We start from the raw sequence: 24103 nt of genomic DNA on the forward strand, positions 1-24103 counted from the left end.
ATGGTATAATGATAGCAACACATTATACCTGTTTATTCGGCTGTCGGAAAGGAGGACTAATGTTACAGTCGAATAAAATCACCGCCCTTTACTGCCGTTTAAGTCAAGAGGATATGCAAGCCGGAGAAAGCGGAAGCATACAGCACCAAAAAATGATACTTCAACGCTATGCGGACGAACACCATTTTTTGAACACAAAGTTTTTTGTGGACGACGGATTTTCCGGCGTGAGTTTTGAGCGCGAGGGGCTGCAAGCGATGTTGCAGGAAGTGGAAGCCGGACGAGTGGCGACGGTCATTACCAAAGACCTTTCCCGTCTTGGCAGAAACTATCTGAAAACGGGCGAACTCATAGAGATTGTATTTCCCGAAAACGGAGTACGCTATATCGCGATCAACGACGGAGTTGACACAGCGCGGGAGGATAACGAGTTTACCCCCTTGCGGAACTGGTTTAACGAGTTTTACGCCCGCGACACAAGCAAGAAAATCCGCGCAGTTAAACAGGCACAGGCGCAAAAAGGCGAGCGCGTCAACGGGGAATATCCATACGGCTATATCCCAGACCCGAACAACCGCCACCACCTTATACCCGACCCGGAAACCGCGCCGATTGTCAAACAGGTTTTCGCTATGTTTGTTAGCGGCGTGCGTATGTGCGAAATCCAAAAATGGCTTGCGGAAAACAAAGTCTTGACGATTGGAGCGTTGCGCTATCAGCGTACAGGACAGGCGCGGTATCAGCGGGCAATGATCGCCCCCTATACTTGGCCGGACAAAACGCTCTATGACATATTAGCAAGGCAGGAATATTTAGGGCATACCATAACCGCGAAAACTCACAAGGTATCCTACAAGTCGAAAAAGACCCGGAAGAACGAAGAAGAACAACGCTATTTCTTCCCAAACACCCATGAGCCGCTTGTTGACGAGGAAACCTTTGAACTTGCGCAAAAGCGGATTGCTACCCGCCACCGCCCGACAAAAGCAGCGGAGATTGATATTTTTTCCGGCTTGCTGTTTTGCGCTGGTTGCAGACATAAGATGTATTACCAACAGGGCGTAAATATCGAGCCGCGCAAGTTTTCCTATTCTTGCGGCGCATGGCGCAACAGGGCAAGGACAGGCAGCGAGTGTACCTCTCATTATATCCGCAAAAACGTACTTCTTGATTTAGTGCTGGAAGATATGCGGCGGGTTTTGCGGTATGTTAAGGAACACGAACAGGACTTTATCTGTAAAGCTACCGAGTACGGCGACATGGAAGCGAGAAAGGCATTAGCGCAGCAGCAAAAGGAACTTTTCAAAGCACAGGCGCGTATGACCGAACTTGACACGCTTTTCCGCAAGCTGTATGAGGACAACGCATTAGGCAGACTGACAGATGAACGGTTTGTGTTTCTAACTTCCGGCTATGAGGACGAAAAGAAATCCCTTGCCGCAAGGATAGACGAGTTACAACAGCAGATCGCAACCGTTACCGAGCGAAAAAGGGATATATCAAGGTTTATTCAGATTGTCGGGAAATACAGCGACATACAGGAATTGACCTATGAAAACGTCCATGAGTTTATCGACCGTATTTTGATACATGAATTAGACCGGGAAACCAACACCCGGAAAATCGAAATCCATTATAGCTTTGTCGGACAGGTTGATACCGAGCAGGAGCCGACGCAAGTTGTCAACCATGACCGCCGCAACATGGTAGATGTAAAAAGTATCGCTATCTAACCCCAGCAAAGCTGATACCTGCAATGTGCCGCCTTGACTATACAATGAGTGAAGCAGATTGTGTCAGTAATTTTGTCAGGGAATATACAATCGCTTCGGGTGGACCGTATTGCGACTGCGGTTATACGAAAAGAAGTGCAAAATAAAATGTTATAGAAATAAGAGTAGTTTCACAGACTGCTCTTATTTTTTTTTTTGAAAAATTTTTGAAAAATTTAAATCTTTTTTCTAACCCCTCCTGTCTTACTTAATAGAAGGGAGGAAGGACAGATGAAAAACATAATAAAATGGTTTGTGCTGCTGATGCATAAGGATATGCAGAATTTTGAAATGAACGAGGATACGGATTGCTCGGTTCGCAAACAGATTATGAACAGAACAAATCGCAAAAAGGAAGGTGAAAGATTATGATGAAAATGAGAAAACCTGGATATATTGCACTTGCTGTCCTGATGGTAGCAACAATCGCTTTAACAGGATGTAGCAATGTGACAGAAGCAAAGGGAAGTCCGACTACGGAAAAAGAAAAAGTAGCAGAGAAAACACCACAGAAGAGGGTAAAAGTTATAGTAGAAAATGCTGCAGAAACAGCTATTGAAACAGTCAGATTGGCGCAGAAGACAGAAGAAACTGAAAATTTAGAACCGGAACTTGGGGTAGAAGAAGATACAGCGGAAGAAAACACAGAGGGAGAAAATGAGACAGGAACAGAGCAAGGAAAGACTGGGGAGACAGAACAGTCAGATAAAAATAAAAGCGGTAAGAAAAAGAATACAACAGTAGCAGATACAACCGATTCAAATAAGCCGCCACATGACGGAATGATATATGATGTCAATGAAGGAACATGGATTGATATGCCGGAGGTTCATCCGGATGGTTTTGACAGAAGTGCGGCCGAAGAGGTGTGGTCTTATGTGAATGCAGAGAGAACAGCAGCAGGCCTCAATGCACTTACCTGGGATGAGGACATATACAATTTTGCATGCCAGAGAGCACAGGCAATTGTATCAGATTTTTCCCATAATGGCTGTGGCAATTATGGAGAAAACATAGCATTAAATTCTGCGGGAAGCGCATATAGAATCCACATGCAGTGGTTTTACTCAACCGGTCATCACAATAACTATATGTTATCTTCCTATATAAAAGGTGCCTGTGCCATATATGTATATCAGGGTGTCTGGTATGCAGTGGAGAATTTTGCACTGGAAGAAAGTGAAAACAGTGGTGGAACGTTATCCTGCAATGCCTATGGACCGGAGGCAGAAGCAGCTTTAAATGAGTATATTGACAGTCATGACTGGTGAGAATAGAAGATGGAAATGTGCTTGCGGTGGAAGAGCTGTTTCTGTTAAAATTTTAAGAAATCAGGCGTTATAGGAAAAACACATGAGAAATAAGGAAGAAGGAAGGAAAAGAAAATGACATATACACAGGCAGTTGAAAAAGCATGTAATGGAGATTCGACGGGATTTGAATTTCTTTATGATACAACAAAAAATAATAAATATTATCTGGCTTTAAAATAAGTGAAAGATGAAGAGGCAGCAAAAGATGTTTTGCAGGAAGCATACATACGGGCGTGGAAAAATCTGGATAAACTAAAAGAACCGGAAAAATTTGATTCCTGGTTAGCACAGATTGTGGTAAATACAGCAAAAAATGAACTGGAAAAACGCAATCATACACCGCTAGATTTACGCATGGAAAGTGGTGAGGAAGAAGATGCAGAAATCATGGACCAGGCAGTAAGCGTCTGGGAAAATGAGCCGGAATTAGAATATACGAAAGAAGAGACCAGACAGCTGGTGCATGAGCTGATCGATGCATTGTCTGACGAGCAGCGTCTGGTTGTAATTGCCTTTGAATTAGAGGGACTTACCACAAAAGAAATTGCAGAACAGCTGGGCTGCCCGGAAGCTACAGTGAAATCAAGACTGCGTTATGGCAGGAATAATATCAAGACAAAGGCAGAGGAACTGCAGAAGAGGGGATACAAGCTTTACAGTGTTGCACCAATGCCGTTACTGCTGTATCTGTTGAAAAAGGAAATGGTTGTATCTGCGGCAGAGCCATCCACCCAGCTTTTATTAGGTGAATGTAGAAAAAGTATAGCAAAGAGTACATATGGTGCAGGAAAAACTGCAGCCTCAACAGCGGTAAAAGCCGCAGGCACAGCAAGAAAGATATCATTTTTGTCAACTGCAGCTGGAAAAGCGGTAATTGGAATCGTGGCAACGGCATCTATAGCAAGTGCGATGACAGTTGGTGTCATCAGCTACAATAAATCAAATGATAAAAATACGACCGCACAGGAAAATGTTCCGGCAGTAGAAGAAGTTCCGGTAAATGCAGACCAGCCAATAGATGGCGTGGGTGAGGATACAGAGACAACGGATGCACCAGAGGATGAAAATGGAAGTGAAAAATATGCTGATATTCCGGAATCTGTGCTTCCAAGTTCCGTGCGTAATGATAAAGACTATTTTGAATTCTGGGACGAGCCGGTAAAGGCAACCTGCTGGATTGACGGTGTCAAGGGAACGATTTATGCAGACTGGGATAAAACACAGATTATTAAAGAAGTTACCTATGACGTAGATGGCTATGAGGATGAGCTTCTTATTATTGGCTGTACACTGGATGGCGGTACCCATGCCATTGCAATTTATAACGGACAGTATGTTGTGGTAAATGATGCAATGTGGGATCATTGGTATAATGGAAAGAGTTCTGCCTTCGATTAATACGAAAACTTAAGATTTCGTTAAATTTATGGAACCGATTCTTAAGGTTGTCTGTGAGACATTGACCAACCAATTCCAGTAAGATATATTTGAATTAATGGGCTGCGGAAAAACAGTCCGGATTAAGGAGTATAAGTATATCAAAGTAAGGAGGAACTATGGGCATGGAAAAGCAGAAGGCGAAGACAGGTCCGAAAAAGAAGGTTGGAAAAAAGCAGAGAAGAAAGAGAAAACTGATACTTTTTATTGTAGAAGTATTAGTGATACTCATTTTGCTGGTAGTATTTTATGTAATGAGTAAGCTGAATAAAATCAATAATACCGGTTCCTTAGACGCGAAGAAGCTGAATATTAATATAGACAGCGAGACCCAGGAAGTGTTAGATAATTATACCAATATAGCTATCTTTGGAATTGACAACCGGAGCAGTGGAAATTATGAAAGCGGAAACAGCGACTGTATCATGATTGCCAGTATCAACGATGATACCAAGGAAGTGAAGCTTGTATCCGTATACCGGGATTCCTTTCTGGCAGTAGATGATAAAGACAGCCTGCGGAAACTGAATGCAGCTTATGCCAAGGGAGGACCGACCGGTGCAGTAGCGGCGTTAAATAAGAATCTGGATTTGAATATTACCGAATATGTATCCGTAGACTTCAATGCGGTAATGGAAGTTGTGGATGCATTAGGTGGAATAGAGTTGGATATTACCAAGGAAGAAGCCAGCAATATGCACATCTGGATTGATGAAATGAATGAAGTCATGGGAACCCATGGCAAGCCGGTTTCCGGACCGGGCGTGCAGCAGGTCAATGGAATACAGGCACTTGCCTATTGCCGCGACCGAATGAGCGGCGGAGACGATTTCCGCCGGACCGAGCGCCAGCGTATTGTAGTAGGAAAGATTGTAGAAAAAGCAAAGCAGGCAGACATCCTTACTTTAAATGATTTGGTAGACAAGCTGTTTCCGGACATTTCTACCAGCCTTTCTACCACAGAAATATTGGGACTTGCAGCCCATGTCAAAGAGTATGAGCTTGCAGATACCCAGGGCTGGCCATTCCAGTTAGACACCAAGATGATGGAAAAATCCATCGGAGCAGTAGTTGTACCAACGGATTTGGAGACTAATGTAGATTTGCTGCACCGCTATTTATTTGATGTAGAGGATTATGAAACGACAGATAAGGTGAAAGAAATCAGCAAGGCAGTAAGCAACAGGACAGGAAAGACGGCAGCAGATACCACCCGGGATACGAATCCGCTGGTGCAGGATGCGGCTGCTGCTGAAACAACAGAGTAAAAGGAAAATATAACCAAATTTTATAAAAATTTCACAAAAAATAAGAAAAATCCAGTTACCTTTTGTATATTATTGTGTTATGATAAAAATATATCAGTAAACATACAATGATTAGCAAGGAGGTATTACGAATGCAGAGATTTACATTACCAAGAGATTTATACCACGGCAAAGGTGCATTGGAGGCACTGAAGAACTTCGAAGGAAAGCGCGCAATGATCTGTGTTGGTGGAGGCTCCATGAAACGGTTTGGTTTCCTGGATAAAGCAGAGGCATATCTGAAAGAAGCAGGTATGGAAGTGGAACTGTTTGAAGGAATTGAACCGGATCCATCTGTTGAGACCGTGATGAAGGGTGCCGCCGCTATGGAGAAGTTCAAGCCGGACTGGATTGTAGCAATCGGTGGTGGTTCTCCAATTGATGCTGCGAAAGCAATGTGGATTAAATATGAATATCCGGATATTACCTTTGAAGACATGTGTAAAGTATTCGGAATTCCGAAATTAAGAAAGAAAGCACATTTCTGTGCAATTTCTTCTACCTCAGGAACTGCAACAGAAGTAACTGCATTTTCCATTATTACGGATTATGAGAAGGGAATCAAATATCCGATTGCGGATTTTGAAATTACACCGGACGTAGCAATCGTTGACCCGGAACTGGCAGAGACCATGCCGCAGAAACTGGTAGCCCACACCGGAATGGATGCGATGACACATGCAATCGAAGCATATGTTTCAACTGCAAACAGTGATTTTACAGACCCGCTGGCACTCCATGCCATTGAGATGATTCAGCATGATCTGATTGATTCCTATAACGGAGATATGGCAAAACGTGATGCCATGCACAATGCCCAGTGTCTGGCTGGAATGGCATTTTCCAATGCACTGCTTGGAATCGTACATTCTATGGCACATAAGACCGGTGCCGCATTTGCCGACTACGGTGCACATATTATTCATGGCGCAGCTAATGCCATGTATCTGCCGAAGGTTATTGCATTTAATGCAAAGGATGAGACTGCAAAGAAACGTTATGGCGTGATTGCAGATTTTATGAAGCTTGGCGGAGAGACACTGGACGAGAAAGTCGCACTTTTAATCCAGTACCTGCGTAAGATGAATGATGACTTGAATATTCCGCACTGTATTAAGAACTATGGACCGGACAGCTATCCGGCTGAGCAGGGCTTTGTACCGGAAGAAGTATTCTTAGAGAGACTGCCTGAGATTGCAGCCAATGCAATTTTGGATGCCTGCACCGGCTCCAACCCAAGACAGCCAAGTCAGGAAGAAATGGAAAAACTGCTGAAATGCTGTTACTATGACACAGAAGTAGATTTCTAAAAAATAGATTAAAAATGAAGTAAGCCCCGTTTCGATATCGCATTGATATTTGAGACGGGGTTTTTACAGTCTGAAAAATGGTTTTACAAAGGTAATACCCCCACAGCACTGCGGGGGTACAAAGGGGAGTTATGAAAATTTATGAAAAAAGTTTTATCAAATAGAGAGACAAGACATTGGGGGATGAACCTGTTCTCTATTGATATTTGTAGTATACCCGGATTTTGTGAAAAATAATTGTCCAGATTATGAAAAAAGCGTTAAATTCTAAAAAAATTTTTCTGAAAAAAATTCACGAATCTTGTATATTTCCCTTGCGTAAAACACAAGATATGGTATACTGTATATGCGTTGAAGAGATTCGACACAAAATCTAGTACAGTTTTGTGTCGATTTTATGCGAATAGACTATTTTTTTATGGGAGAGGATTTCAATGAAAATCATTAAAAGAAGCGGCGCAGAGGCTGTTTTTGACATTTCAAAAATTATTATTGCAATCAATAAAGCGAACCATGAGGTGGTGGAAGCGGAACGATTGACTGCAGACCAGATTAAGGAGATTGCACAATATATAGAGGATTCCTGTAAGGATGCCAACCATGCCCTGAATGTAGAAGATATTCAGGACTTAGTGGAGGATCAGTTAATGGACAAGAGGGCTTTTTCTGTTGCCCGGAAATACATTACTTACCGCTATAAACGTGCCCTGGTACGTAAATCCAACTCTACGGATGAACAGATTTTAAGTCTGATTGAATGTAATAATGAAGAAGTAAAACAGGAGAATTCCAATAAGGATTCAACCGTAAACAGCGTGCAGCGTGACTATATGGCTGGTGAGGTGAGTAAGGATATTACCAGAAGATTCCTTCTCCCGGAGGATATTGTAGAGGCACATGAACAGGGAATTATCCATTTCCATGATGCAGATTATTTTGCACAGCATATGCATAACTGTGATCTGGTAAATTTAGAGGATATGTTACAGAACGGAACCGTTATCAGCGGAACCAGAATTGACAAGCCACATTCCTTCTCTACAGCGTGTAATATTGCAACCCAGATTATTGCTCAGGTGGCAAGTTCCCAGTATGGCGGACAGAGTATTTCACTGGCACATTTAGTACCATTTGTCCAGATCAGCCGCGAGAAAATTCATGCAGAGCTGGTGCAGACATTAAAAGAGAGCGATGTGGAGCTGAGCGAAGAGAAGATTAACAGCATTGTGGAAAGAAGACTTCATGCGGAAATCGAGCGGGGCGTACAGGTTATCCAGTATCAGGTAGTAACCCTGATGACTACCAACGGACAGTCCCCATTCGTAACCGTGTTCATGTATCTGAACGAAGCAAAGAATGAGCAGGAGAAAAAAGACCTTGCCATGATTATAGAGGAAGTGCTAGACCAGCGTTATCAGGGTGTTAAGAATGAGGATGGCGTATGGATTACACCGGCATTTCCAAAGTTGATTTATGTATTGGAAGAGGATAATATCCATGAGGATTCGGAATACTATTATCTGACCAAGAAAGCAGCAAAATGTACTGCAAAGCGTATGGTTCCGGATTATATTTCTGAGAAGAAAATGAAGGAATTAAAAGATGGCAACTGCTATACCTGTATGGGCTGCCGTTCCTTCCTTACCGTATATCATGATGAAGATGGCAAGCCAAAGTTCTACGGTCGTTTCAATCAAGGCGTGGTAACCTTGAATCTGGTAGATCTGGCGTGCTCTTCCGGCGGAGATTTTGAAAAATTCTGGAAGCTATTTGATGAGCGTTTGGACCTTTGCTACCGTGCATTGATGGCGCGTCATAACCGCCTGAAGGGAACACCTTCTGATGTGGCACCGATTCTCTGGCAGTACGGAGCACTTGCCCGTCTGAAAAAGGGCGAGACCATAGACAAGCTTTTATATGGTGGATATTCTACTATTTCACTGGGCTATGCAGGACTTTGCGAATGTACCAGATATATGACTGGAAAACCACATACCGACCCGGCAGCAACACCATTTGCCTTAAAGGTAATGCAGCGGTTAAATGATGCCTGCAAGGAGTGGAAAGAGAAAGAAAATATTGATTTCTCCGTATATGGAACACCGCTTGAGTCTACCACCTATAAATTTGCAAAATGTTTACAGAAACGTTTCGGAGTTATTCCGGGTGTTACCGATAAGAATTACATTACCAACAGTTATCATGTGCATGTAACCGAAAATATCGATGCATTTACCAAACTGAAATTCGAATCCCAGTTCCAGGCACTTTCACCGGGTGGAGCAATCAGCTATGTGGAAGTTCCGAACATGCAGGATAATCTGGATGCTGTTTTATCTGTAATGAAATTCATCTATGAGAATATCATGTATGCAGAGTTAAATACCAAGAGCGATTACTGCCAGGTATGTGGCTATGATGGTGAGATTCAGATTGTAAAAGATGATGATGGAAAATTAGTATGGGAGTGCCCGCATTGCCACAACCGTGACCAGGATAAGATGAACGTGGCAAGACGTACCTGTGGTTATATTGGTTCCCAGTTCTGGAATCAGGGAAGAACCCAGGAAATCAAGGAGCGTGTACTTCACTTATAAAAAGAAAGTGAAAAGAAAATGCATTATTCAGCGATTAAATATAATGATATTGCGAACGGCACCGGTGTAAGAACGGTGCTGTTTGTATCCGGCTGCCGGAACCACTGTAAAGAGTGTTTTCAGCCGGAAACATGGGACTTTAAAAATGGAGAGGAATTTACAAAAGAAGTAGAAGATGAAATTCTTGCATCTTTGGAATCTCCCTATATCAAGGGACTGACTCTTTTGGGAGGAGACCCTTTTGAACCGGAAAACCAGCATGCACTGCTTCCATTTATCAAGCGGGTGCGGACGGAACATCCGGAAAAAGACATATGGGCATATACCGGATATGTACTGGATAAGGATTTGGTACCGGAGGGAAGAAGATATACCGAGGATACGAAAGAATTATTATCCTTAATCGATGTGCTGGTGGATGGCCCTTATGTGGCAGAGCTATATGATATTACATTAAAATTCAAAGGTTCTTCCAATCAGCGTGTCATTGACTGCAGAAAATACAATGAAACAGGAGTCATTGAAGAACTGATGTAAACTGCGTGAAAGATAAAGTAGAATCCGGAAGGATTCTATTTTACTTTATAGTGTTTTTATATTAAAATAGAAATAACGTGATTGTTTTAAGGAAAGATATAGGAGAAGAACATGGAAATTAGTAAAGAGCGTAAAGAAGAATTATTAGAGACCCATCTTTTGAATTATGAAATGCCGGATGAACAGGAACTTGCAAAGCTTACTTTAGAGGAGCTGGAATTTCTGATTCGTTCTGCAGAAGTACATCATAAGAAGAAAACCTTTGTGGCAGATAACTTTTTAAAGAAGATAGAAGTGTTTAACAAGATTCTGGCAGATAAAATAAAGGGATGCAAAGAGCTTTACTGCGCATGGGACAAGCATACCGGTTACCCGCGTGTTATGGGGGACGGAAGTGTATTAATCTTTTCAACAAAAGAATTTGCTCAAAGAGCAATAGAACATTATAAAGAGCAGAATGTAGAACTGGAATTAAAAGGAATCAGAGGAGACAAGCAGATGTTCTTCTGGGCAAACCTCCACTGGTGGGGTATGGAAGATCTGATACTGGATGTGGGAAGCTATTCCTGCAGATTAAAAAGAGATGATTTGCTTCCACCACCGGATTTTTCCGAGCTTTCCAAAGCACAGATTCCGGTTGTAAATCCGGCTCTGATTCTTGCAATGGCAAGACACAGACAGATTTTATTTGAAGAAAAGAAAGATGAACAGTGGAAACGTGCGGAGCAGTTCTTATGTGACCGTATGTTAAAAGAGGTAGTCCGCGGGGAATTCTTATGTCCGGTAAAAGTGGTAGAGGACCCGAAGGAAGAAAAGGATGCAGACGGAAAAAAGGGAACAGCCCTTCAGTTTGCATTGTTACAGGATAGCAATGGAGCACAGTGGATGCCGGTGTATACAGACTGGCAGAGTTTTCAGAAGATTTATAATGTAAAGGAATGGAAGGGACAGAAAGTCAGTTTTGACCAGCTGATGAAGATTGCAGGAGAGCGAGATTTTGTAATCAATCCGGGCAGTATGGAACTTCGGGTAGAAGAGAACCGGAAGAAAATTATTATAGGTTATTTCAAACGATATAAGAGGCAGGAAGCTGAGATGGCATCTGGCAATCTTGTTGAAAAGAAAACGGGTGTATTTGTTGGTGAGCCAATTGCGGAGGTGGATGAACTGAAACAGATACTCAGTGAATATATGAAGAAACAGAAGAATATCAAGAAAGCATATCTGGTAACGAAGATTGAACGTAAGGATGACATTAGTTATTTGCTGGTTGTAGAGTTTAAGGGTGAGAGAAAGAGCGTCTTTGAAGGAATTGCTGAAGCTGTAAAGCCGTCCCTTGGCTATATGCGTCTTGATATGCATGAAGCAGACGAAAAGGCAATGGAGCTGATTGGTGAGGTTGCACCATTTTATAAAAAGACTTTTCTGGGATTGTAAATTGCAGGAGGAAATATGGAACAAAAAGAATTAGATGGCAAAGTCTGGGAAGTAAGTGGATTCGTATTTGAAAATGAAGAACAGGCAAAATTGGCAAAAAAGGAAGTGGAAGGAATCCAGTACATACATGATAATATGAACATGGATAATCCACAGATGGTACAGGAAATCTACCAGAGAATCATGGCTCAGGAATTGTTCCATACACCGATAGGATATGCCTATCTAAAAGAACTGCAGGATTATCTGAAAGGACTGCCCGGGGTGGATGCATCCGAAATACCAGGTATTCCTGTGAAAGATATGGGCTTAGACCTTGACCATGTAGCTGGCAAAGAAAAATCTGGTGAGCACCAGAATGAAAATGCTGATAAAAATTCAGAGGAACAACAGGAAACGAAATTACAGAAGCGCTGCCGCATCTTACTTTCTGTGAATATTGTGCTGATTATTATTGTTATTGCCATGTTTGCCATCAGCCTTACCAGTGGCAGTACCACAATCTTAAATTATGAGACGAAAATCATTAATAAATATGAAGAGTGGGAACAGGAACTGGATGAAAGAGAAGCAGCACTGGATGCTTTGGAAAAACAGAATTAAATCGCAGAAGAACACAAATTTGACATATTTATCCGTTAAACTATAGAAAAAAGAAGAGGGAAGCAAATATGGAAAAACGTAAAATTCTGGTGGTAGACGATGAAAGCCGTATGCGTAAGCTGGTGCGGGATTTCCTGGTAAAACAGAACTTTGAAGTGTTAGAGGCAGGAGACGGAGAAGAAGCCTTAGACGTATTTTATAAAAATAAAGATATTGCATTGATTATTCTGGATGTTATGATGCCGAAGATGAATGGCTGGGATGTATGCCGGGAAATCAGGGAAAGTTCCAGGACACCGATTATCATGCTGACAGCCAAGAGTGAAGAAAGTGATGAACTTTTAGGATTTGAACTTGGTGTGGATGAATATATCAGTAAACCATTCAGCCCGAAGATCCTGGTGGCAAGGGTAGAGGCAATTTTGCGGAGAACCGGCAATTATACAGAAGATGATGTGCTGGAAGTAGGTGGCATTGTAATGGACAAGGCTGCCCACATGGTAACGATTGACGGTAAAAATATTGATTTGAGCTATAAAGAATTTGAACTTCTGGCATATTTTATGGAGAATAAGGGAATTGCTTTATCCCGTGAGAAAATTCTGAATCATGTATGGAATTATGATTATTTCGGTGATGCCAGAACCATCGATACCCATGTGAAAAAGCTGCGTAGCAAGATGGGCGAAAAAGGGGATTATATCAAGACAATCTGGGGTATGGGCTATAAGCTGGACATTGATGCACCGCAATAGAATGTGATAAGGTGGAAGATATATGGCAAAGAATAAGAAAAAACAGCATTCCATTACAACGCAGATTACATTGACTATCGTTGGATTAGTGGCCGGCACGGTATTACTGTGCTGGCTTCTTAATGTTACCCTGCTGGAAGGCTATTATACCCGCTATAAACAGGAAGTGCTGGAAAATGGGTTTCAGCAGATTAATGCGGCCAGTGAACAGGGAATCTTAAATACATCAGATTATGATATAGATTTTGAAAAAATCTGTTCCAATGGTAACCTGACGATTTTAATCATTACATCTGATGGTACAGTAGTGCGTTCTTCTACCAATGGTGTGGAAAATCTCAGGATGCAGTTTATGGAAATTATCATGGCAAGTGTGCAGAATGATGATATGCATCTTAATATGAAAGTACTGAAAGCAAACGACAATTATGTCATGGGAGAAAAAGAGGATACCAGGCTGGAATCGGATTATCTGATTCTCTGGGGAACCCTGGCAGATGGTAATCTTTTGCTGGCGAGAACTCCATTGGAAAGTATCAAGGAAAGTGCGCAGGTGTCTAATCGTCTGCTGATGGATGTAGGAGTTGTTGCGGTAATAGTGAGTGGTATTATCATTTTTTTTGTTCCCCGCCGTATTACTAACCCAATTCTGCGGCTTACAGATATATCCAAGAAAATGGCAGAATTCGACTTTGATGCGAAGTATGAGGTCAAGGGAGATAATGAGATTGAACAGTTGGGCGAGCATATGAATCAGCTATCGGAAATCTTAGAGCGGACCATATCGGAATTAAAGAGTGCCAATAATGAATTGAAGATAGATATCGAAAAGAAGGAACAGATTGACGAGATGAGAAAAGATTTTCTGTCAAATGTTTCACATGAGTTAAAGACACCTCTGGCACTGATTCAGGGTTATGCAGAAGGCTTACAGGAATGTGTGCAGGACGATCCGGAGAGCAGAAATTTCTATTGTGAGGTCATTACAGATGAAGCAGAGAAGATGAACCGCATGGTAAAGAAACTTCTTACTTTGAATCAGCTGGAATTTGGGAATGATGCTATTGTGATGGAACGGTTTGATATCACCGAACTGATACGTGGAGTAACTGCCAGTAATGCCATTATCTTAGAACAGAAGGGAGCTATTCTGGAATTTGACGAGCAGCCGTTTTTTGTATGGGCGGATGAATTTAAGATAGAAGAAGTTATAACCAATTATCTGAGCAATGCAATCAACCATTTGGAAGGTGAAAACCGGATTAAAATTTCTTATGAATGTAAGCAGGATGTAGTAAGAGTCAGCGTGTTTAATACCGGAAAGCCGATTCCGGAAGAAGACATTGATAATATCTGGATTAAATTCTATAAGGTAGATAAAGCAAGAACCAGAGCTTATGGAGGCAGCGGAATTGGTCTGTCCATTGTAAAAGCAATTATGGATTCCATGCATCAGCAGTGCGGAGTCATTAACCATGAGGATGGTGTGGAATTCTGGATAGAATTAGACACCAGCAATCGCGATGATAACGAGGAAGAACGTGAAATAACTATTGCCTGAAAGCCGGAAAAATGCTAACATGGGAATAGATTGATAAGTTAAGGAGTGCCTATGAGAGACAGAAAGATAAAAACAACGGCATGTGTGCTGTTGGCTGCGTTATTATTAGGCGGATGCGGAGAGCAGCCGATTGAATTAACAGAGCAGGAAGAACAGACAATTGTAGATTATGCAGCACATGTAGTATCAAAGTATAATATAAAGCAGCAGGATGGAATTGTAAGACTATCGAAGAGTGAAGAGACAACAGAGACTGCAGATACCGAGGCTGTGGAACAGCCGGATTCCACTGAGCAGATGCCATCAGAAGGTGGAGATGCAACAGGAACTCCGGAGAATGCGGCATCGGACAACAGTGTGTCCTTAAACGATGCAGTGGCAATACCGGGCATTGATGTGCAGTATACTGGGGCAGAATTTGCTTCCGTCTATCAGCAGGATTCGTCTTATATCGTAGAGCCGACCGCTGGAAATAAGTATCTGGTTTTACATTTTCATTTAAACAATGCCGGAACCGAAGCAGTTGATTGTGATATGTTAAGCCGCAAGGTGTCATTCCGCATGACATTAAATGACAGCGTGGAAGCTGTTGCACAGGTCTCAATTCTGTTAAATGACCTTGGCACATATCAGGGGACTATTGAAGCAGGAAGTGGCACAGATACGGTTTTACTCTTTGAGGTGCCGGAAGGTACACCGGAAGATTTGAGTAAAATCTCTCTGGAAGTAGTCGAAAACACGGTACATAAGACCTGTAATCTATAAAATAGTAAAAATATCTAAAGAATTGTAAAAAAACGGTGCATTTTTATGTAATATTATGTTATAATTTGAAATAGAAATATTCTAAGAAATGACCTTGGGAGGAAAACATAAATGGAGACAAATATTCTGTTAGAAAATGGTACGAACGAACTGGAAGTGCTGGAGTTTACTTTAGGGGATAATCATTACGGAATTAACGTAGCGAAGATTCGTGAGATTTTATCCTATCAGCCGGTAACCCCGGTACCAAATGCACATCCGAGTGTGGAAGGAATCTTTATGCCACGAGATACCATGCTGACGGTAATCAGCCTGAGAAGATGTCTGGGTATGCAGGATGAAGAAGGAAAAGGTTTGTTTATTATCACAAACTTTAATAAATTAAATATTGCATTCCATGTAGATCAGGTTATTGGAATTCATCGTGTCTCCTGGTCAGAGATTATCAAACCGGATGCAACGATTAATGTCCAGGACAAGGGTGTATCAACCGGAGTCATTAAACTGGATGGACAGTTGATTGTTATTCTTGACTTTGAAAAAATTATTTCTGATATCAGCCCGGAAACAGGACTTAAGGTATCTGATGTAGAGCATCTGGAAAATCGTAACCGTAATGATTCCCCGATTATGATTGCAGAGGATTCCCCCTTATTAAGTAAATTGATTACAGATTGTCTGAAGAAAGCAGGTTATACCAACCTGAATGTCAATATGAACGGACAGGAAGCATGGGACAAGCTTTGTGCTTATGAGAAAGCTGGCAATGTAAAAGATAAAGTACATTGTATTATTACTGATATCGAGATGCCATTGATGGACGGACACCGGTTAACAAAACTGGTAAAAGAGAACGATAACATGCATGATATTCCGGTAATCATTTTCTCTTCCCTGGTAAATGATGAAATGAGAAGAAAAGGTGAATCACTCGGAGCAGACGCCCAATTGACTAAACCGGAGATTGGAAGTCTGGTACAGGCTATCGACAGACTGATTGACCAGACTGGAAAGTAAGGAAAGAACGCAGACAAAGGGGTGTGATGTTACATCACATCCCTTTCCTTTACGCTGTCCGGCATCTGCTGGGAGATGTTGTGGCAGACCCTGTAAGCAGATATACAGGCAACTTGGATACATGGAGGTATAAATTTGAGTAAGAGTGAAGATTATCTGGACGATTTGCTGAATTCAGTTTCAGATGCTAACAGAAGAAATAATAAGAAGGATATCGAGAATTTGATTCAATCAATGAATGAAGAAGCTGCAAAGCCAAGAGAGCGGGAGAAAAAAACGGTAGAGAAGAAACACGAGGATTACTCCGGCACAGGTTTCCTGCATGAATTTGAACAGGAGCTGGCAACAGGAGCAGCAGATGATTTCCTGCAGGAATTCGAAATGGAATTAGACGAAGAGGCATCAAATCAGGCAGATATTGATGTCAATGAAGACCAGACATCCGATATGGAGGCAGCTTTTGCAACAAAACAGCCGGAAGCAGCAAACCAGTCAGAAGAAACCAATCAGCTGCGGGATGCTTCAGAGCCAGTCTCATCAGAGGGCACAGATATGGCAACAGATGGGTCTGCACCGTCAGATATGATGGAAGATGTGGATGACATCATGGACGCTGTCCGGAAGAAAGTGGGCGATTCCGGAGAGGAAGAACATATGGATACGTCGAAAACACCGGAAGATGATGCTTCCGAGGAAGAAGAGCCTCTGGGCTTTTTTGATACGCTGGATGAAGATTCGGCGGCAGAGATACCAGAAGCATCAAAGACAGAATCTGAGGAAGAGGAACCACTTCTTTCAGAAGATGATGATGCCATTAATCTTATGGATATGTTATCCGGAGATGCTGACTTATCCGATATCGGCGATTTGCTGAAAGCAGATGAAAATGGAGAAGAATTAGAGCATTCAGAAGATGAGGACAGTGAGGTCCAGGATGAATTTGAACGCCTTGGAAGTATCGAAGAATTAAAGGATTTAAAGGAAGCAAAGGAAAAGAGAAAAAAACAGGGATTCTTCAGTAAAATTATGTCCGTTTTATTTGGACCGGATGAAGAAGAGGATGATACAAAGATTGCAGAAGATGACAGCCTTGGCAGCATTTCATCCGAAAATAGAGAAATCTTAAAAGAGATGGATGCAGACGAGGGAGCCGGTAAGAAGGGAAAGAAAGAGAAGAAAAAGAAAGAGAAAAAAGAAAAGAAGGAAAAGGCGAAGAAGGAGAAGGCGCCAAAGGTAAAGAAAGAGAAGCCTCCAAAAGAAATAGACCGTACGCCGCCTCTTCCGAAGAAGCCGGTTATTCTGATTTTTATTATGGCACTTTCCCTTCTAATCTTGATTTTGCTGGGAAGCTCCAATTTACAGTATGGACAGGATATGCAGCAGGCAAAGGATGATTTTGCAAGCGGCTCCTATGTAACAGCATTCCAGACCGTAGCCGGTTCTTCTGTAAAGGGAAAAGACGAGAATTTCTATAAGAAAGCACAGGTGCTGGCTTCCATACAGAGCGAATATCAGTCTTATGAGAGCTTAAGCGGAATCAATGAAAATGAAATGGCTTTGGATGCGTTGATTCGTGGATATGGCAGATGCGTAGATGGTGCAGACCTGGCTCAGGAATATGAGATAACAGATGAAATGGCAGGACTGAAGAATCAGATTTTGCAGCAGTTATCAGACCATTTTGGTGTATCAGAGGAAAAAGCAGCAGAATTGCATGCCATGACAAAGAGAACAGATTATACAAAGGCAATTCAGGAGATACTTGCAGCAGCAGGACTGGAATAGGAGAACATTATGATAGCAATTATTGACTATGATTGCGATTATCTTCTCAAATCTACTGAAAATATAGCATTATAAGGTGCATGGTGAAAAAATCTTCTGATTATACTAATTATTTACTAATTACAATGCCTTAAATGCATACCAAAATTAAAATCGAATAGAACATTAGGACATCTAAATAAGTCCATATACTTGTATTTATGATGAGTATGTGGGCTTATTTTAGTGCCTTAAACCATAAAGCCAAGGTTTTTCTCATATATAGCAATAAAGCGTCTATATGTGGCAAATACAGTGACGCAGGAGCATTGTAAATCAATAATGATATGAAAATTGAAAGAGGAATTTCATGCGAAAAAAATAACGTAACAGGAGGAAAATTAATGTTTGGAACTGTAATTAAATATTTTAGCAATAAGGGATATGGTTTTATCCGAGGGGAAGATGGACAGTCATACTTTATTCATTCATCCAAGTTGAATGGGGAACACATAGAACGAGGATATTATGTGTTCTTTAGATCATTTAGTAACAATGGAAGAGATAACAATGCAAAAGATGTAACTGTAATTGAAGCAACAGAAAGGAAAAGACGATGACAAGAAGAGATTTTATAAGGTTGGTGGCAGATAATGCTGGAATGCCAAAGTATAAAGCAAGAATATTTTATAATGCATTTATTGAAACATTGATGGAAGTGTTAGAATCAGGCGATTATGTATCGTTGTATGGATTCGGAAGATTTTATATTCAGGATTATGATAAATATACTACGTCAAATCCGAGAAATCCAAAAGAAATGATTTCAGTTCCAGCACATAGGAGGTTGAAATTTGACCAGAGTGTAGTTGTAAAACAGTATTTGAATAATGATGAAAAATCAGAACAAAAAGAGTAATCGGCAGACATACACCGATTCAAAACAATTGATGGATATTTCCCAACAGACAGGAAGTAAAAGAAAGTCTGTATCAGAAATCAAGAATATCTTTTGTGCTAATTCTGCACATTTTCCAATATAAAAATTGAATAATACGCCTGGCTGCACTTAGCAGTTTATTAAGATGCGTCTGATTTGGTACATCGATTCTTGATGTCTGGTTATAACGAAGGAGGATTATGACAGTTGAAAAAAATAACGAAACAAAAATATGTAAAAAATGTGGGAGGGAACTTCCATTAAGCAAGTTCAGATTGGTACAAGGAAAATATTACAATCCTTATTATCTTGGTCAGTGTAAAGAATGTGAATACCTCTATCAGAGAGGATATTTAGAAGAAAAAAATAAAATTGAATATGTGGACAACTTGGAACATCTGGTTGAAATTCAGTATAAGAATATCATACCAGAGAGAATACTTGATATTGATTCTTTAGATATTCTTCCAATTGGTACAGATGAAATATTTGTGAAACTGATGGATTATAAAGATGCATGGTTATCCAATTATGGGAGAATAATTAAATATTCTGGTAGCAGATATCATCTTATGCAAGGTAGTTGTGATGCAAATGGGACTTTAAGATATACGCTCAGTAAAAGTGTTTATATTGACGGTGAGTGGAAATATAAAATTGACGTGGTATATGCACAAAAAGTGGTTGTGGAAGAGTTTATTGTAAATCCAGATAAGGCAAATAACATTTATGTTTGGCATAGTGGAGCTGATAAAGAGGATAATTATTATAGAAATCTTTATCCATTGAATAAGGAACAATACCGCATTGTAAAAAATCATTTTAATAAAACTGGTGATGATTCAGAACAGTTTATTTTGAACGTAATCAATGATATTCGTTTTAAGCCTGATAATTGGAGTTCCAGATGCATGATTCCAACCGTTACAGGAGTCGGATATTGGGGCAGAGACGATGTTGACTGTAAGTCAGAATCCTATTTGCGTTGGAGTGATATGCTTCAAAGATGTTATAACAAAAAATTGCATGAAAGAAGTCCTCAGTATATAGGATGTGAAGTCTGCCAGGAATGGAAGAATTATAGCAATTTTAAACTATGGTGGGATAAACATAAACCAAACTATAAGGTTGATCTTGACAAAGATATTCTTTTTAAAGGAAATAAGGTATATAGCCCTGAAACATGTGCTTTTGTGCCACATGAAATAAACACTTTATTTGTAAATGGCAAGGCTTGTCGTGGTGAATTACCTGTAGGTGTTTATTATGATACTGAGAAAGGTAAATATAGGGCAAATATGGCTTTTATGGGACGAAGTATAAAACTCGGCACATTTGATACAGCAGATGAAGCGTTTGCAAGATATAAGGAAGATAAGGAAGATTTTGTTAAGGATATAGCAGAGCAGTATAGGAAACAAATACCACAGAAAGTATACAAAGCTATGTTGAATTGGAAAGTTGAGATTACGGATTGATACTATATCATAGTAAAATGCTAAGAAATAAAAGTATATTTGTTTCGTTATTGCATATAATTAAAATAAAAGCTTGATTTGTGACTGAGCATGTGATAGATTTTTATATAGAAGATTCTATGGAAGACAGCCTTAAAATGCTCAGCTATTGAAAATTGGTAGTTGGGGTGGTATAATGTGAGTAAAGAAAAGAAATATGAGAAGGAGGATGAGATAATGGAAGCAATTAACAAACCACAAGAAGCCATGATGATTACACAAGGAATGACAAAAGCATTTATTGATTTGTTAGTATCTCAAAAGCGTTCAAAAGTTTATTGGAATGAATGTTTGAGTACGAAGAAAAGCATCTCTTCTTCTAATATGGATAAATTGAAAGAAATGTGCAATGGAGAAGAATAATGTCAGAGTTCCAATATGTTGAACTGAGTAGTGCATGTGTGAGTCAGGATGTATTGCAAAAATTTAATTGCGGTCATCCTGACTTTAATAATTTTTTGGTTGATGATGCTGTCAAATATAGTGATAATGGTGATGGGGTTACATATATATTAGTTGATAAAGACGATTATGATAATAAAAAAATATCAACAATATTTGCATTTGCTACAATACAATCAACATCATTACAATATTATGATATTAAAAATGAAGATAAGGTATATAGTATTTCAGGAGTAGAAATTAGATATTTTGCAATAGCTAAAAAGTTTCATGGGCAAACAGCATATTTAATTGATTCTAGTAAACATTATAGTACAATATTTTTTGAATGGTTATTAACAGATTTGTATGAAATGTCAACAAAAACGATAGGTTTTCAAGCAATTTTTTTGAGGGCGAATGGAAAAGGAGAAAAATTGTACAGAAGGAAAAAGTTTGTTGATGCTACAAAATATATCATTCCATATGAAGAAGATGATCCGTTAGGAAAATGTATTCCAATGTGTTTAATGATTCAAGATGATATTTATAATATTTTTGGTATAGATGAATAAAATAGATGGGCATATCAGGTAGAAATACTTGGTTTGCCCTATTTTTTTACATTTTTTCAGAAAGGGGGATGATTATATAGTAGGTACTTAAAATTTTAGAATGTTTATGCACCTACCCCCTGTGGGTTCGAAAGAATGGATTTTGGTGATTGTCATGTGAATGGATGTACTATAGCCTTTTCTGACAAACACGATTTTTTCTAAAATGTAAACCTACCGGGGTATGCTACACAATATCAAAAAATAACATAGAATAAGGCTAAGAGATTACTTTTTCCTAGCCTTATTTTTGCATTTTTTAAAAGTTCCTTACTTCTATAATCATTTTTTATTATCCAGTGTCCGCTTATACTGTCGATATTCTTCTGTATAAAACAATTCAATTAGTTCTAAAACATCGCATTTTAGAACTGCCGCCCATTTTAGCAGCATTCTAATATCGGGATTACATTTTCCAAGGATTCTAGCAGAAAGATTTTGACGTTCCATATTGATAACCCTTGCAAATTCTGCCGTATTTTTAAAGCCGTGTGATGTGATAAATTGCTTTATAGCAATTATTTCCTTTTTTGTTCGTGTGATTTTCTCTTTTTGCATATTATAACTTTCTTTCTATGCTTCTTTATTTTCCAAAGTTTTCAATTCTTTTTCTAGATCTTTTAAACCCTTTAGATCTTCTGTTAATTCTCTGATTCCTTCTATACGTTTTTCTATCGTTGTCAAATCACGATTTACCGCCTCAATAATGCCATCAATTGTACTGTCTTTCCAATATTCATAGTCATTATTGCTTTCTGTACTCAGGAGTGCAAAAAACTCTGTTAATAAATCCACCTGATCGCTAATAGTATTTCTCATTTCCTCTATTTTTTCCGCTTTTTCTAATTTAGTCATGATTTTATTCCTCTATTGGTTAGATTAATTTAAAAAGTCCAGTAAATTTTATATACCACTTGTTTTTATGTTGAGCTTCTTTTTTCTGCTTCCGTTCCAATTTCTTCATATAATAAAGTGAATTATCCACTTTGATATATTCCAACATCTGAAGCGGTGTGAGTGATTCATACGGAGTTAGCAAGTTTTGATCTATTACCTGTATTCCTTCTGCTGTTGTTATTATCCTAAATTTAAACATTGTTATTTTCCTCCTTCTGAGTTTATTTACACATTCCATGTATAGCCTGTACACATCCGTATAGCCATCCATTTAAATAATCAATGTTATAACAATATTGGGTATAATTTCCGAATTCTTTTCTTTCTTTAGTAGTAAAAATATAATACCCTTTTCCAAAATTTTCTTTTTCTATAGATATGTAATCAAAATTCGCTTTATAAGCGTTTAAATTATCTTTGATAGTTTCAAGTTCTTTTTCTGTCATTTTTAATCCCTCCATGATTTTGTTTCAGTGTCATATAATGCACCGTTTGCATCCTGATATTCTTTGTTTTTACTGTATGTAAACTTGTAACACTTGTGACTGTCTATAAATACGATTGAGCGGTTCCCGTTTTCCATTGCAAAGCGTTCGCGGAAACCACCTTTTTCATATGCCTTTTTCATTTCTAAAGATCTAAAGTTTTTCATGGTTAAAACCTCCTTCTAATTTCTATGGATGTCGATATAGTCAATAATACAATTTCCTGTTTTTGTTACATGATATGTAATAGTTCTTTCGTTTTTTTCATAATTGAGAAAACCATAAGCACAACTTGCATCCGTTGCGGTTGTTGCCTCTAATGTTTCTCCTTTTTCATTTTCAAAAACTCCATAATATTTAGGGTTCCCGTATTGGCTGCTATTTCTTCTTTCGTAGTCGATCAATTTTCCTGTAAATGTTAATTTTTTCATGTTGCTACCTCCTGAATATTTTTATTTTCCTTCTATAAAATTTTTCATTTCTTAAAAAGCAATTGATTTGTTAAGATTATAATACACGAAAACGTGTACTGACACAATGGTAAAAGTACACGAAATAGTATATTTGAAATTGTGAAAGTTCACTATAACGTGTACAAAATAAATAAAACAAAGTACACGAAAACGTGAATTATTGTATATTATGCGAATAGATAAAGTACACTGATTCGTGTATAATGCAATTATAAGGTCAAGAAAACAAGACCACAACAAACAAATCATTTTTTATAAGGAGGTACGCGTTATATGTGTATTAGTAAAAAAGAACTTGAAAAAAAAGTACAGGAGTTAAGAAGCCTCAAAGCGTTAAAAGAAGAGACAGAGGACGGAATCGAAGCGGTTGAGCGTGAAATCATTTCTTATATGAAAGAGAATGAAACCGACACCGAAATTACTGATACGGGAAGGATTACTTATAAGGAACAAAGCAGAACGACACTAGATAAAAAAAAGCTTACGGAAATCTTGGGAGATGACTTAAAACCATTTGAAAAAACAACAAATTATATGGTTTTACGGGTGAAATAAATAATTAATAGGCAAGGGGAGAAGTTCCCCAAGCCTGTACAAAATAAAAAGGAGAGCAAAACC

The 24103-nt window shown here is 39.4% G+C and carries 27 protein-coding genes; 21 read left to right on the forward strand and 6 right to left on the reverse strand.

The genetic code is table 11. The annotated features are described in order from the left end of the window. The first annotated feature begins 59 nt into the window (after positions 1-59). From DWW33_RS03990 to DWW33_RS04080, 20 genes are all read left to right on the forward strand, one after another. The gene (locus DWW33_RS03990) at positions 60-1733 is read left to right on the forward strand and encodes a recombinase family protein (protein ID WP_002604471.1); all 1674 of its coding nucleotides are present in this window, start codon (positions 60-62) and stop codon (positions 1731-1733) included. Positions 1734-2003: 270 nt separating this feature from the next. After that, positions 2004-2144: a hypothetical protein gene (locus tag DWW33_RS15625; RefSeq protein ID WP_156454685.1), complete on the forward strand. Its 141-nt coding sequence runs from the start codon at positions 2004-2006 to the stop codon at positions 2142-2144. After that, positions 2141-3043, forward strand: coding sequence for a CAP domain-containing protein (locus tag DWW33_RS03995; protein WP_118638864.1), 903 nt, complete (start codon positions 2141-2143; stop codon positions 3041-3043). Before DWW33_RS15625 ends, DWW33_RS03995 begins: the two co-directional genes overlap by 4 nt. Before the next feature lie 222 nt (positions 3044-3265). Continuing rightward, positions 3266-4483: an RNA polymerase sigma factor gene (locus DWW33_RS04000; protein ID WP_118638865.1), complete on the forward strand. Its 1218-nt coding sequence runs from the start codon at positions 3266-3268 to the stop codon at positions 4481-4483. 164 nt (positions 4484-4647) lie between these two features. Continuing rightward, a complete protein-coding gene (locus DWW33_RS04005; RefSeq protein ID WP_243088522.1) occupies positions 4648-5790 on the forward strand; it encodes an LCP family protein in 1143 nt (380 codons plus the stop codon). A 131-nt stretch (positions 5791-5921) separates the two neighbouring features. Beyond that, on the forward strand, positions 5922-7139 hold the full coding sequence (locus DWW33_RS04010; protein WP_118638867.1) for an iron-containing alcohol dehydrogenase: 1218 nt from the start codon (positions 5922-5924) through the stop codon (positions 7137-7139). Between the two features lie 434 nt (positions 7140-7573). Continuing rightward, positions 7574-9736 (forward strand): anaerobic ribonucleoside-triphosphate reductase, encoded by a 2163-nt coding sequence (nrdD, locus tag DWW33_RS04015; protein ID WP_022242420.1) that lies wholly within the window; start codon positions 7574-7576, stop codon positions 9734-9736. An 18-nt stretch (positions 9737-9754) separates the two neighbouring features. Beyond that, positions 9755-10273: an anaerobic ribonucleoside-triphosphate reductase activating protein gene (nrdG, locus tag DWW33_RS04020; protein WP_117698216.1), complete on the forward strand. Its 519-nt coding sequence runs from the start codon at positions 9755-9757 to the stop codon at positions 10271-10273. 111 nt (positions 10274-10384) lie between these two features. Continuing rightward, on the forward strand, positions 10385-11710 hold the full coding sequence (locus DWW33_RS04025) for an enhanced serine sensitivity protein SseB (RefSeq protein ID WP_118638868.1): 1326 nt from the start codon (positions 10385-10387) through the stop codon (positions 11708-11710). A gap of 15 nt (positions 11711-11725) precedes the next feature. Beyond that, a complete protein-coding gene (locus DWW33_RS04030) occupies positions 11726-12313 on the forward strand; it encodes a hypothetical protein (RefSeq protein ID WP_022242423.1) in 588 nt (195 codons plus the stop codon). A 68-nt stretch (positions 12314-12381) separates the two neighbouring features. Continuing rightward, positions 12382-13068, forward strand: coding sequence for a response regulator transcription factor (locus DWW33_RS04035; protein ID WP_118056893.1), 687 nt, complete (start codon positions 12382-12384; stop codon positions 13066-13068). Between the two features lie 22 nt (positions 13069-13090). Further along, positions 13091-14629 carry a sensor histidine kinase gene (locus tag DWW33_RS04040; protein WP_118638869.1) on the forward strand — a complete coding sequence of 513 codons (1539 nt, stop codon included), beginning with the start codon at positions 13091-13093 and terminating at the stop codon, positions 14627-14629. Positions 14630-14680: 51 nt separating this feature from the next. Beyond that, on the forward strand, positions 14681-15394 hold the full coding sequence (locus DWW33_RS04045; RefSeq protein WP_117698213.1) for a DUF4352 domain-containing protein: 714 nt from the start codon (positions 14681-14683) through the stop codon (positions 15392-15394). Positions 15395-15505: 111 nt separating this feature from the next. Further along, positions 15506-16411: a chemotaxis protein gene (locus tag DWW33_RS04050; RefSeq protein ID WP_117698212.1), complete on the forward strand. Its 906-nt coding sequence runs from the start codon at positions 15506-15508 to the stop codon at positions 16409-16411. Positions 16412-16546: 135 nt separating this feature from the next. Continuing rightward, positions 16547-18196, forward strand: coding sequence for a hypothetical protein (locus tag DWW33_RS04055; RefSeq protein ID WP_117698211.1), 1650 nt, complete (start codon positions 16547-16549; stop codon positions 18194-18196). 383 nt (positions 18197-18579) lie between these two features. Next, positions 18580-18795: a cold-shock protein gene (locus DWW33_RS04060; protein WP_118638870.1), complete on the forward strand. Its 216-nt coding sequence runs from the start codon at positions 18580-18582 to the stop codon at positions 18793-18795. Continuing rightward, positions 18792-19094 carry an HU family DNA-binding protein gene (locus DWW33_RS04065; protein WP_118638871.1) on the forward strand — a complete coding sequence of 101 codons (303 nt, stop codon included), beginning with the start codon at positions 18792-18794 and terminating at the stop codon, positions 19092-19094. The genes DWW33_RS04060 and DWW33_RS04065 overlap by 4 nt, the downstream gene beginning before the upstream one ends. A gap of 221 nt (positions 19095-19315) precedes the next feature. Beyond that, complete coding sequence (locus tag DWW33_RS04070; protein ID WP_118638872.1) at positions 19316-20593, forward strand: hypothetical protein; 1278 nt, start codon at positions 19316-19318, stop codon at positions 20591-20593. Between the two features lie 216 nt (positions 20594-20809). Next, the gene (locus tag DWW33_RS04075) at positions 20810-20995 is read left to right on the forward strand and encodes a hypothetical protein (RefSeq protein WP_118638873.1); all 186 of its coding nucleotides are present in this window, start codon (positions 20810-20812) and stop codon (positions 20993-20995) included. Then, a complete protein-coding gene (locus DWW33_RS04080) occupies positions 20995-21591 on the forward strand; it encodes a hypothetical protein (protein ID WP_118638874.1) in 597 nt (198 codons plus the stop codon). The genes DWW33_RS04075 and DWW33_RS04080 overlap by 1 nt, the downstream gene beginning before the upstream one ends. Before the next feature lie 321 nt (positions 21592-21912). On the opposite strand, the gene DWW33_RS04085 is transcribed toward DWW33_RS04080, so the two are convergent. Genes DWW33_RS04085 through DWW33_RS04110 form a run of 6 tightly spaced genes read right to left on the reverse strand, consistent with a single transcriptional unit; the run spans position 21913 to position 23443 of the window. Then, entirely contained in the window at positions 21913-22188 is a 276-nt protein-coding gene (locus tag DWW33_RS04085) for a helix-turn-helix transcriptional regulator (protein ID WP_118638875.1), read from the reverse strand. Between the two features lie 15 nt (positions 22189-22203). Then, entirely contained in the window at positions 22204-22485 is a 282-nt protein-coding gene (locus DWW33_RS04090) for a hypothetical protein (protein WP_118638876.1), read from the reverse strand. A gap of 19 nt (positions 22486-22504) precedes the next feature. Further along, positions 22505-22726 (reverse strand): hypothetical protein, encoded by a 222-nt coding sequence (locus DWW33_RS04095; RefSeq protein ID WP_118638877.1) that lies wholly within the window; start codon positions 22724-22726, stop codon positions 22505-22507. A gap of 22 nt (positions 22727-22748) precedes the next feature. Continuing rightward, positions 22749-22973 (reverse strand): hypothetical protein, encoded by a 225-nt coding sequence (locus DWW33_RS04100; protein ID WP_118638878.1) that lies wholly within the window; start codon positions 22971-22973, stop codon positions 22749-22751. Between the two features lie 2 nt (positions 22974-22975). Then, the gene (locus DWW33_RS04105; RefSeq protein ID WP_118638879.1) at positions 22976-23179 is read right to left on the reverse strand and encodes a hypothetical protein; all 204 of its coding nucleotides are present in this window, start codon (positions 23177-23179) and stop codon (positions 22976-22978) included. A gap of 15 nt (positions 23180-23194) precedes the next feature. Then, the gene (locus DWW33_RS04110; protein ID WP_118638880.1) at positions 23195-23443 is read right to left on the reverse strand and encodes a hypothetical protein; all 249 of its coding nucleotides are present in this window, start codon (positions 23441-23443) and stop codon (positions 23195-23197) included. A 315-nt stretch (positions 23444-23758) separates the two neighbouring features. On the opposite strand from DWW33_RS04110, the gene DWW33_RS04115 reads away from it, so the two are divergent. Further along, a complete protein-coding gene (locus tag DWW33_RS04115; RefSeq protein WP_118638881.1) occupies positions 23759-24040 on the forward strand; it encodes a hypothetical protein in 282 nt (93 codons plus the stop codon). The last annotated feature ends 63 nt before the right edge of the window (positions 24041-24103 follow it).

The sequence above is a fragment of the Roseburia sp. AF15-21 genome (assembly GCF_003479505.1).
Lineage (GTDB): Bacteria > Bacillota > Clostridia > Lachnospirales > Lachnospiraceae > Roseburia_C > Roseburia_C amylophila.

What these genes read in the sequence shown, in the direction of transcription:
- DWW33_RS04070 (WP_118638872.1), top strand. Translation starts at nt 19,316, where the DNA reads ATGACAGTTGAAAAAAATAACGAAACAAAAATATGTAAAAAATGTGGG.
- nrdG (WP_117698216.1), top strand. Translation starts at nt 9,755, where the DNA reads ATGCATTATTCAGCGATTAAATATAATGATATTGCGAACGGCACCGGT.
- DWW33_RS04030 (WP_022242423.1), top strand. Translation starts at nt 11,726, where the DNA reads ATGGAACAAAAAGAATTAGATGGCAAAGTCTGGGAAGTAAGTGGATTC.
- DWW33_RS04010 (WP_118638867.1), top strand. Translation starts at nt 5,922, where the DNA reads ATGCAGAGATTTACATTACCAAGAGATTTATACCACGGCAAAGGTGCA.
- DWW33_RS04095 (WP_118638877.1), bottom strand. Translation starts at nt 22,726, where the DNA reads ATGTTTAAATTTAGGATAATAACAACAGCAGAAGGAATACAGGTAATA.
- DWW33_RS03990 (WP_002604471.1), top strand. Translation starts at nt 60, where the DNA reads ATGTTACAGTCGAATAAAATCACCGCCCTTTACTGCCGTTTAAGTCAA.
- DWW33_RS04065 (WP_118638871.1), top strand. Translation starts at nt 18,792, where the DNA reads ATGACAAGAAGAGATTTTATAAGGTTGGTGGCAGATAATGCTGGAATG.
- DWW33_RS04050 (WP_117698212.1), top strand. Translation starts at nt 15,506, where the DNA reads ATGGAGACAAATATTCTGTTAGAAAATGGTACGAACGAACTGGAAGTG.
- DWW33_RS04035 (WP_118056893.1), top strand. Translation starts at nt 12,382, where the DNA reads ATGGAAAAACGTAAAATTCTGGTGGTAGACGATGAAAGCCGTATGCGT.
- DWW33_RS04085 (WP_118638875.1), bottom strand. Translation starts at nt 22,188, where the DNA reads ATGCAAAAAGAGAAAATCACACGAACAAAAAAGGAAATAATTGCTATA.
- DWW33_RS04105 (WP_118638879.1), bottom strand. Translation starts at nt 23,179, where the DNA reads ATGAAAAACTTTAGATCTTTAGAAATGAAAAAGGCATATGAAAAAGGT.
- DWW33_RS04060 (WP_118638870.1), top strand. Translation starts at nt 18,580, where the DNA reads ATGTTTGGAACTGTAATTAAATATTTTAGCAATAAGGGATATGGTTTT.
- DWW33_RS04025 (WP_118638868.1), top strand. Translation starts at nt 10,385, where the DNA reads ATGGAAATTAGTAAAGAGCGTAAAGAAGAATTATTAGAGACCCATCTT.
- DWW33_RS04115 (WP_118638881.1), top strand. Translation starts at nt 23,759, where the DNA reads ATGTGTATTAGTAAAAAAGAACTTGAAAAAAAAGTACAGGAGTTAAGA.
- DWW33_RS04005 (WP_243088522.1), top strand. Translation starts at nt 4,648, where the DNA reads ATGGAAAAGCAGAAGGCGAAGACAGGTCCGAAAAAGAAGGTTGGAAAA.
- nrdD (WP_022242420.1), top strand. Translation starts at nt 7,574, where the DNA reads ATGAAAATCATTAAAAGAAGCGGCGCAGAGGCTGTTTTTGACATTTCA.
- DWW33_RS04040 (WP_118638869.1), top strand. Translation starts at nt 13,091, where the DNA reads ATGGCAAAGAATAAGAAAAAACAGCATTCCATTACAACGCAGATTACA.
- DWW33_RS04045 (WP_117698213.1), top strand. Translation starts at nt 14,681, where the DNA reads ATGAGAGACAGAAAGATAAAAACAACGGCATGTGTGCTGTTGGCTGCG.
- DWW33_RS04075 (WP_118638873.1), top strand. Translation starts at nt 20,810, where the DNA reads ATGGAAGCAATTAACAAACCACAAGAAGCCATGATGATTACACAAGGA.
- DWW33_RS15625 (WP_156454685.1), top strand. Translation starts at nt 2,004, where the DNA reads ATGAAAAACATAATAAAATGGTTTGTGCTGCTGATGCATAAGGATATG.
- DWW33_RS04090 (WP_118638876.1), bottom strand. Translation starts at nt 22,485, where the DNA reads ATGACTAAATTAGAAAAAGCGGAAAAAATAGAGGAAATGAGAAATACT.
- DWW33_RS03995 (WP_118638864.1), top strand. Translation starts at nt 2,141, where the DNA reads ATGATGAAAATGAGAAAACCTGGATATATTGCACTTGCTGTCCTGATG.
- DWW33_RS04080 (WP_118638874.1), top strand. Translation starts at nt 20,995, where the DNA reads ATGTCAGAGTTCCAATATGTTGAACTGAGTAGTGCATGTGTGAGTCAG.
- DWW33_RS04110 (WP_118638880.1), bottom strand. Translation starts at nt 23,443, where the DNA reads ATGAAAAAATTAACATTTACAGGAAAATTGATCGACTACGAAAGAAGA.
- DWW33_RS04100 (WP_118638878.1), bottom strand. Translation starts at nt 22,973, where the DNA reads ATGACAGAAAAAGAACTTGAAACTATCAAAGATAATTTAAACGCTTAT.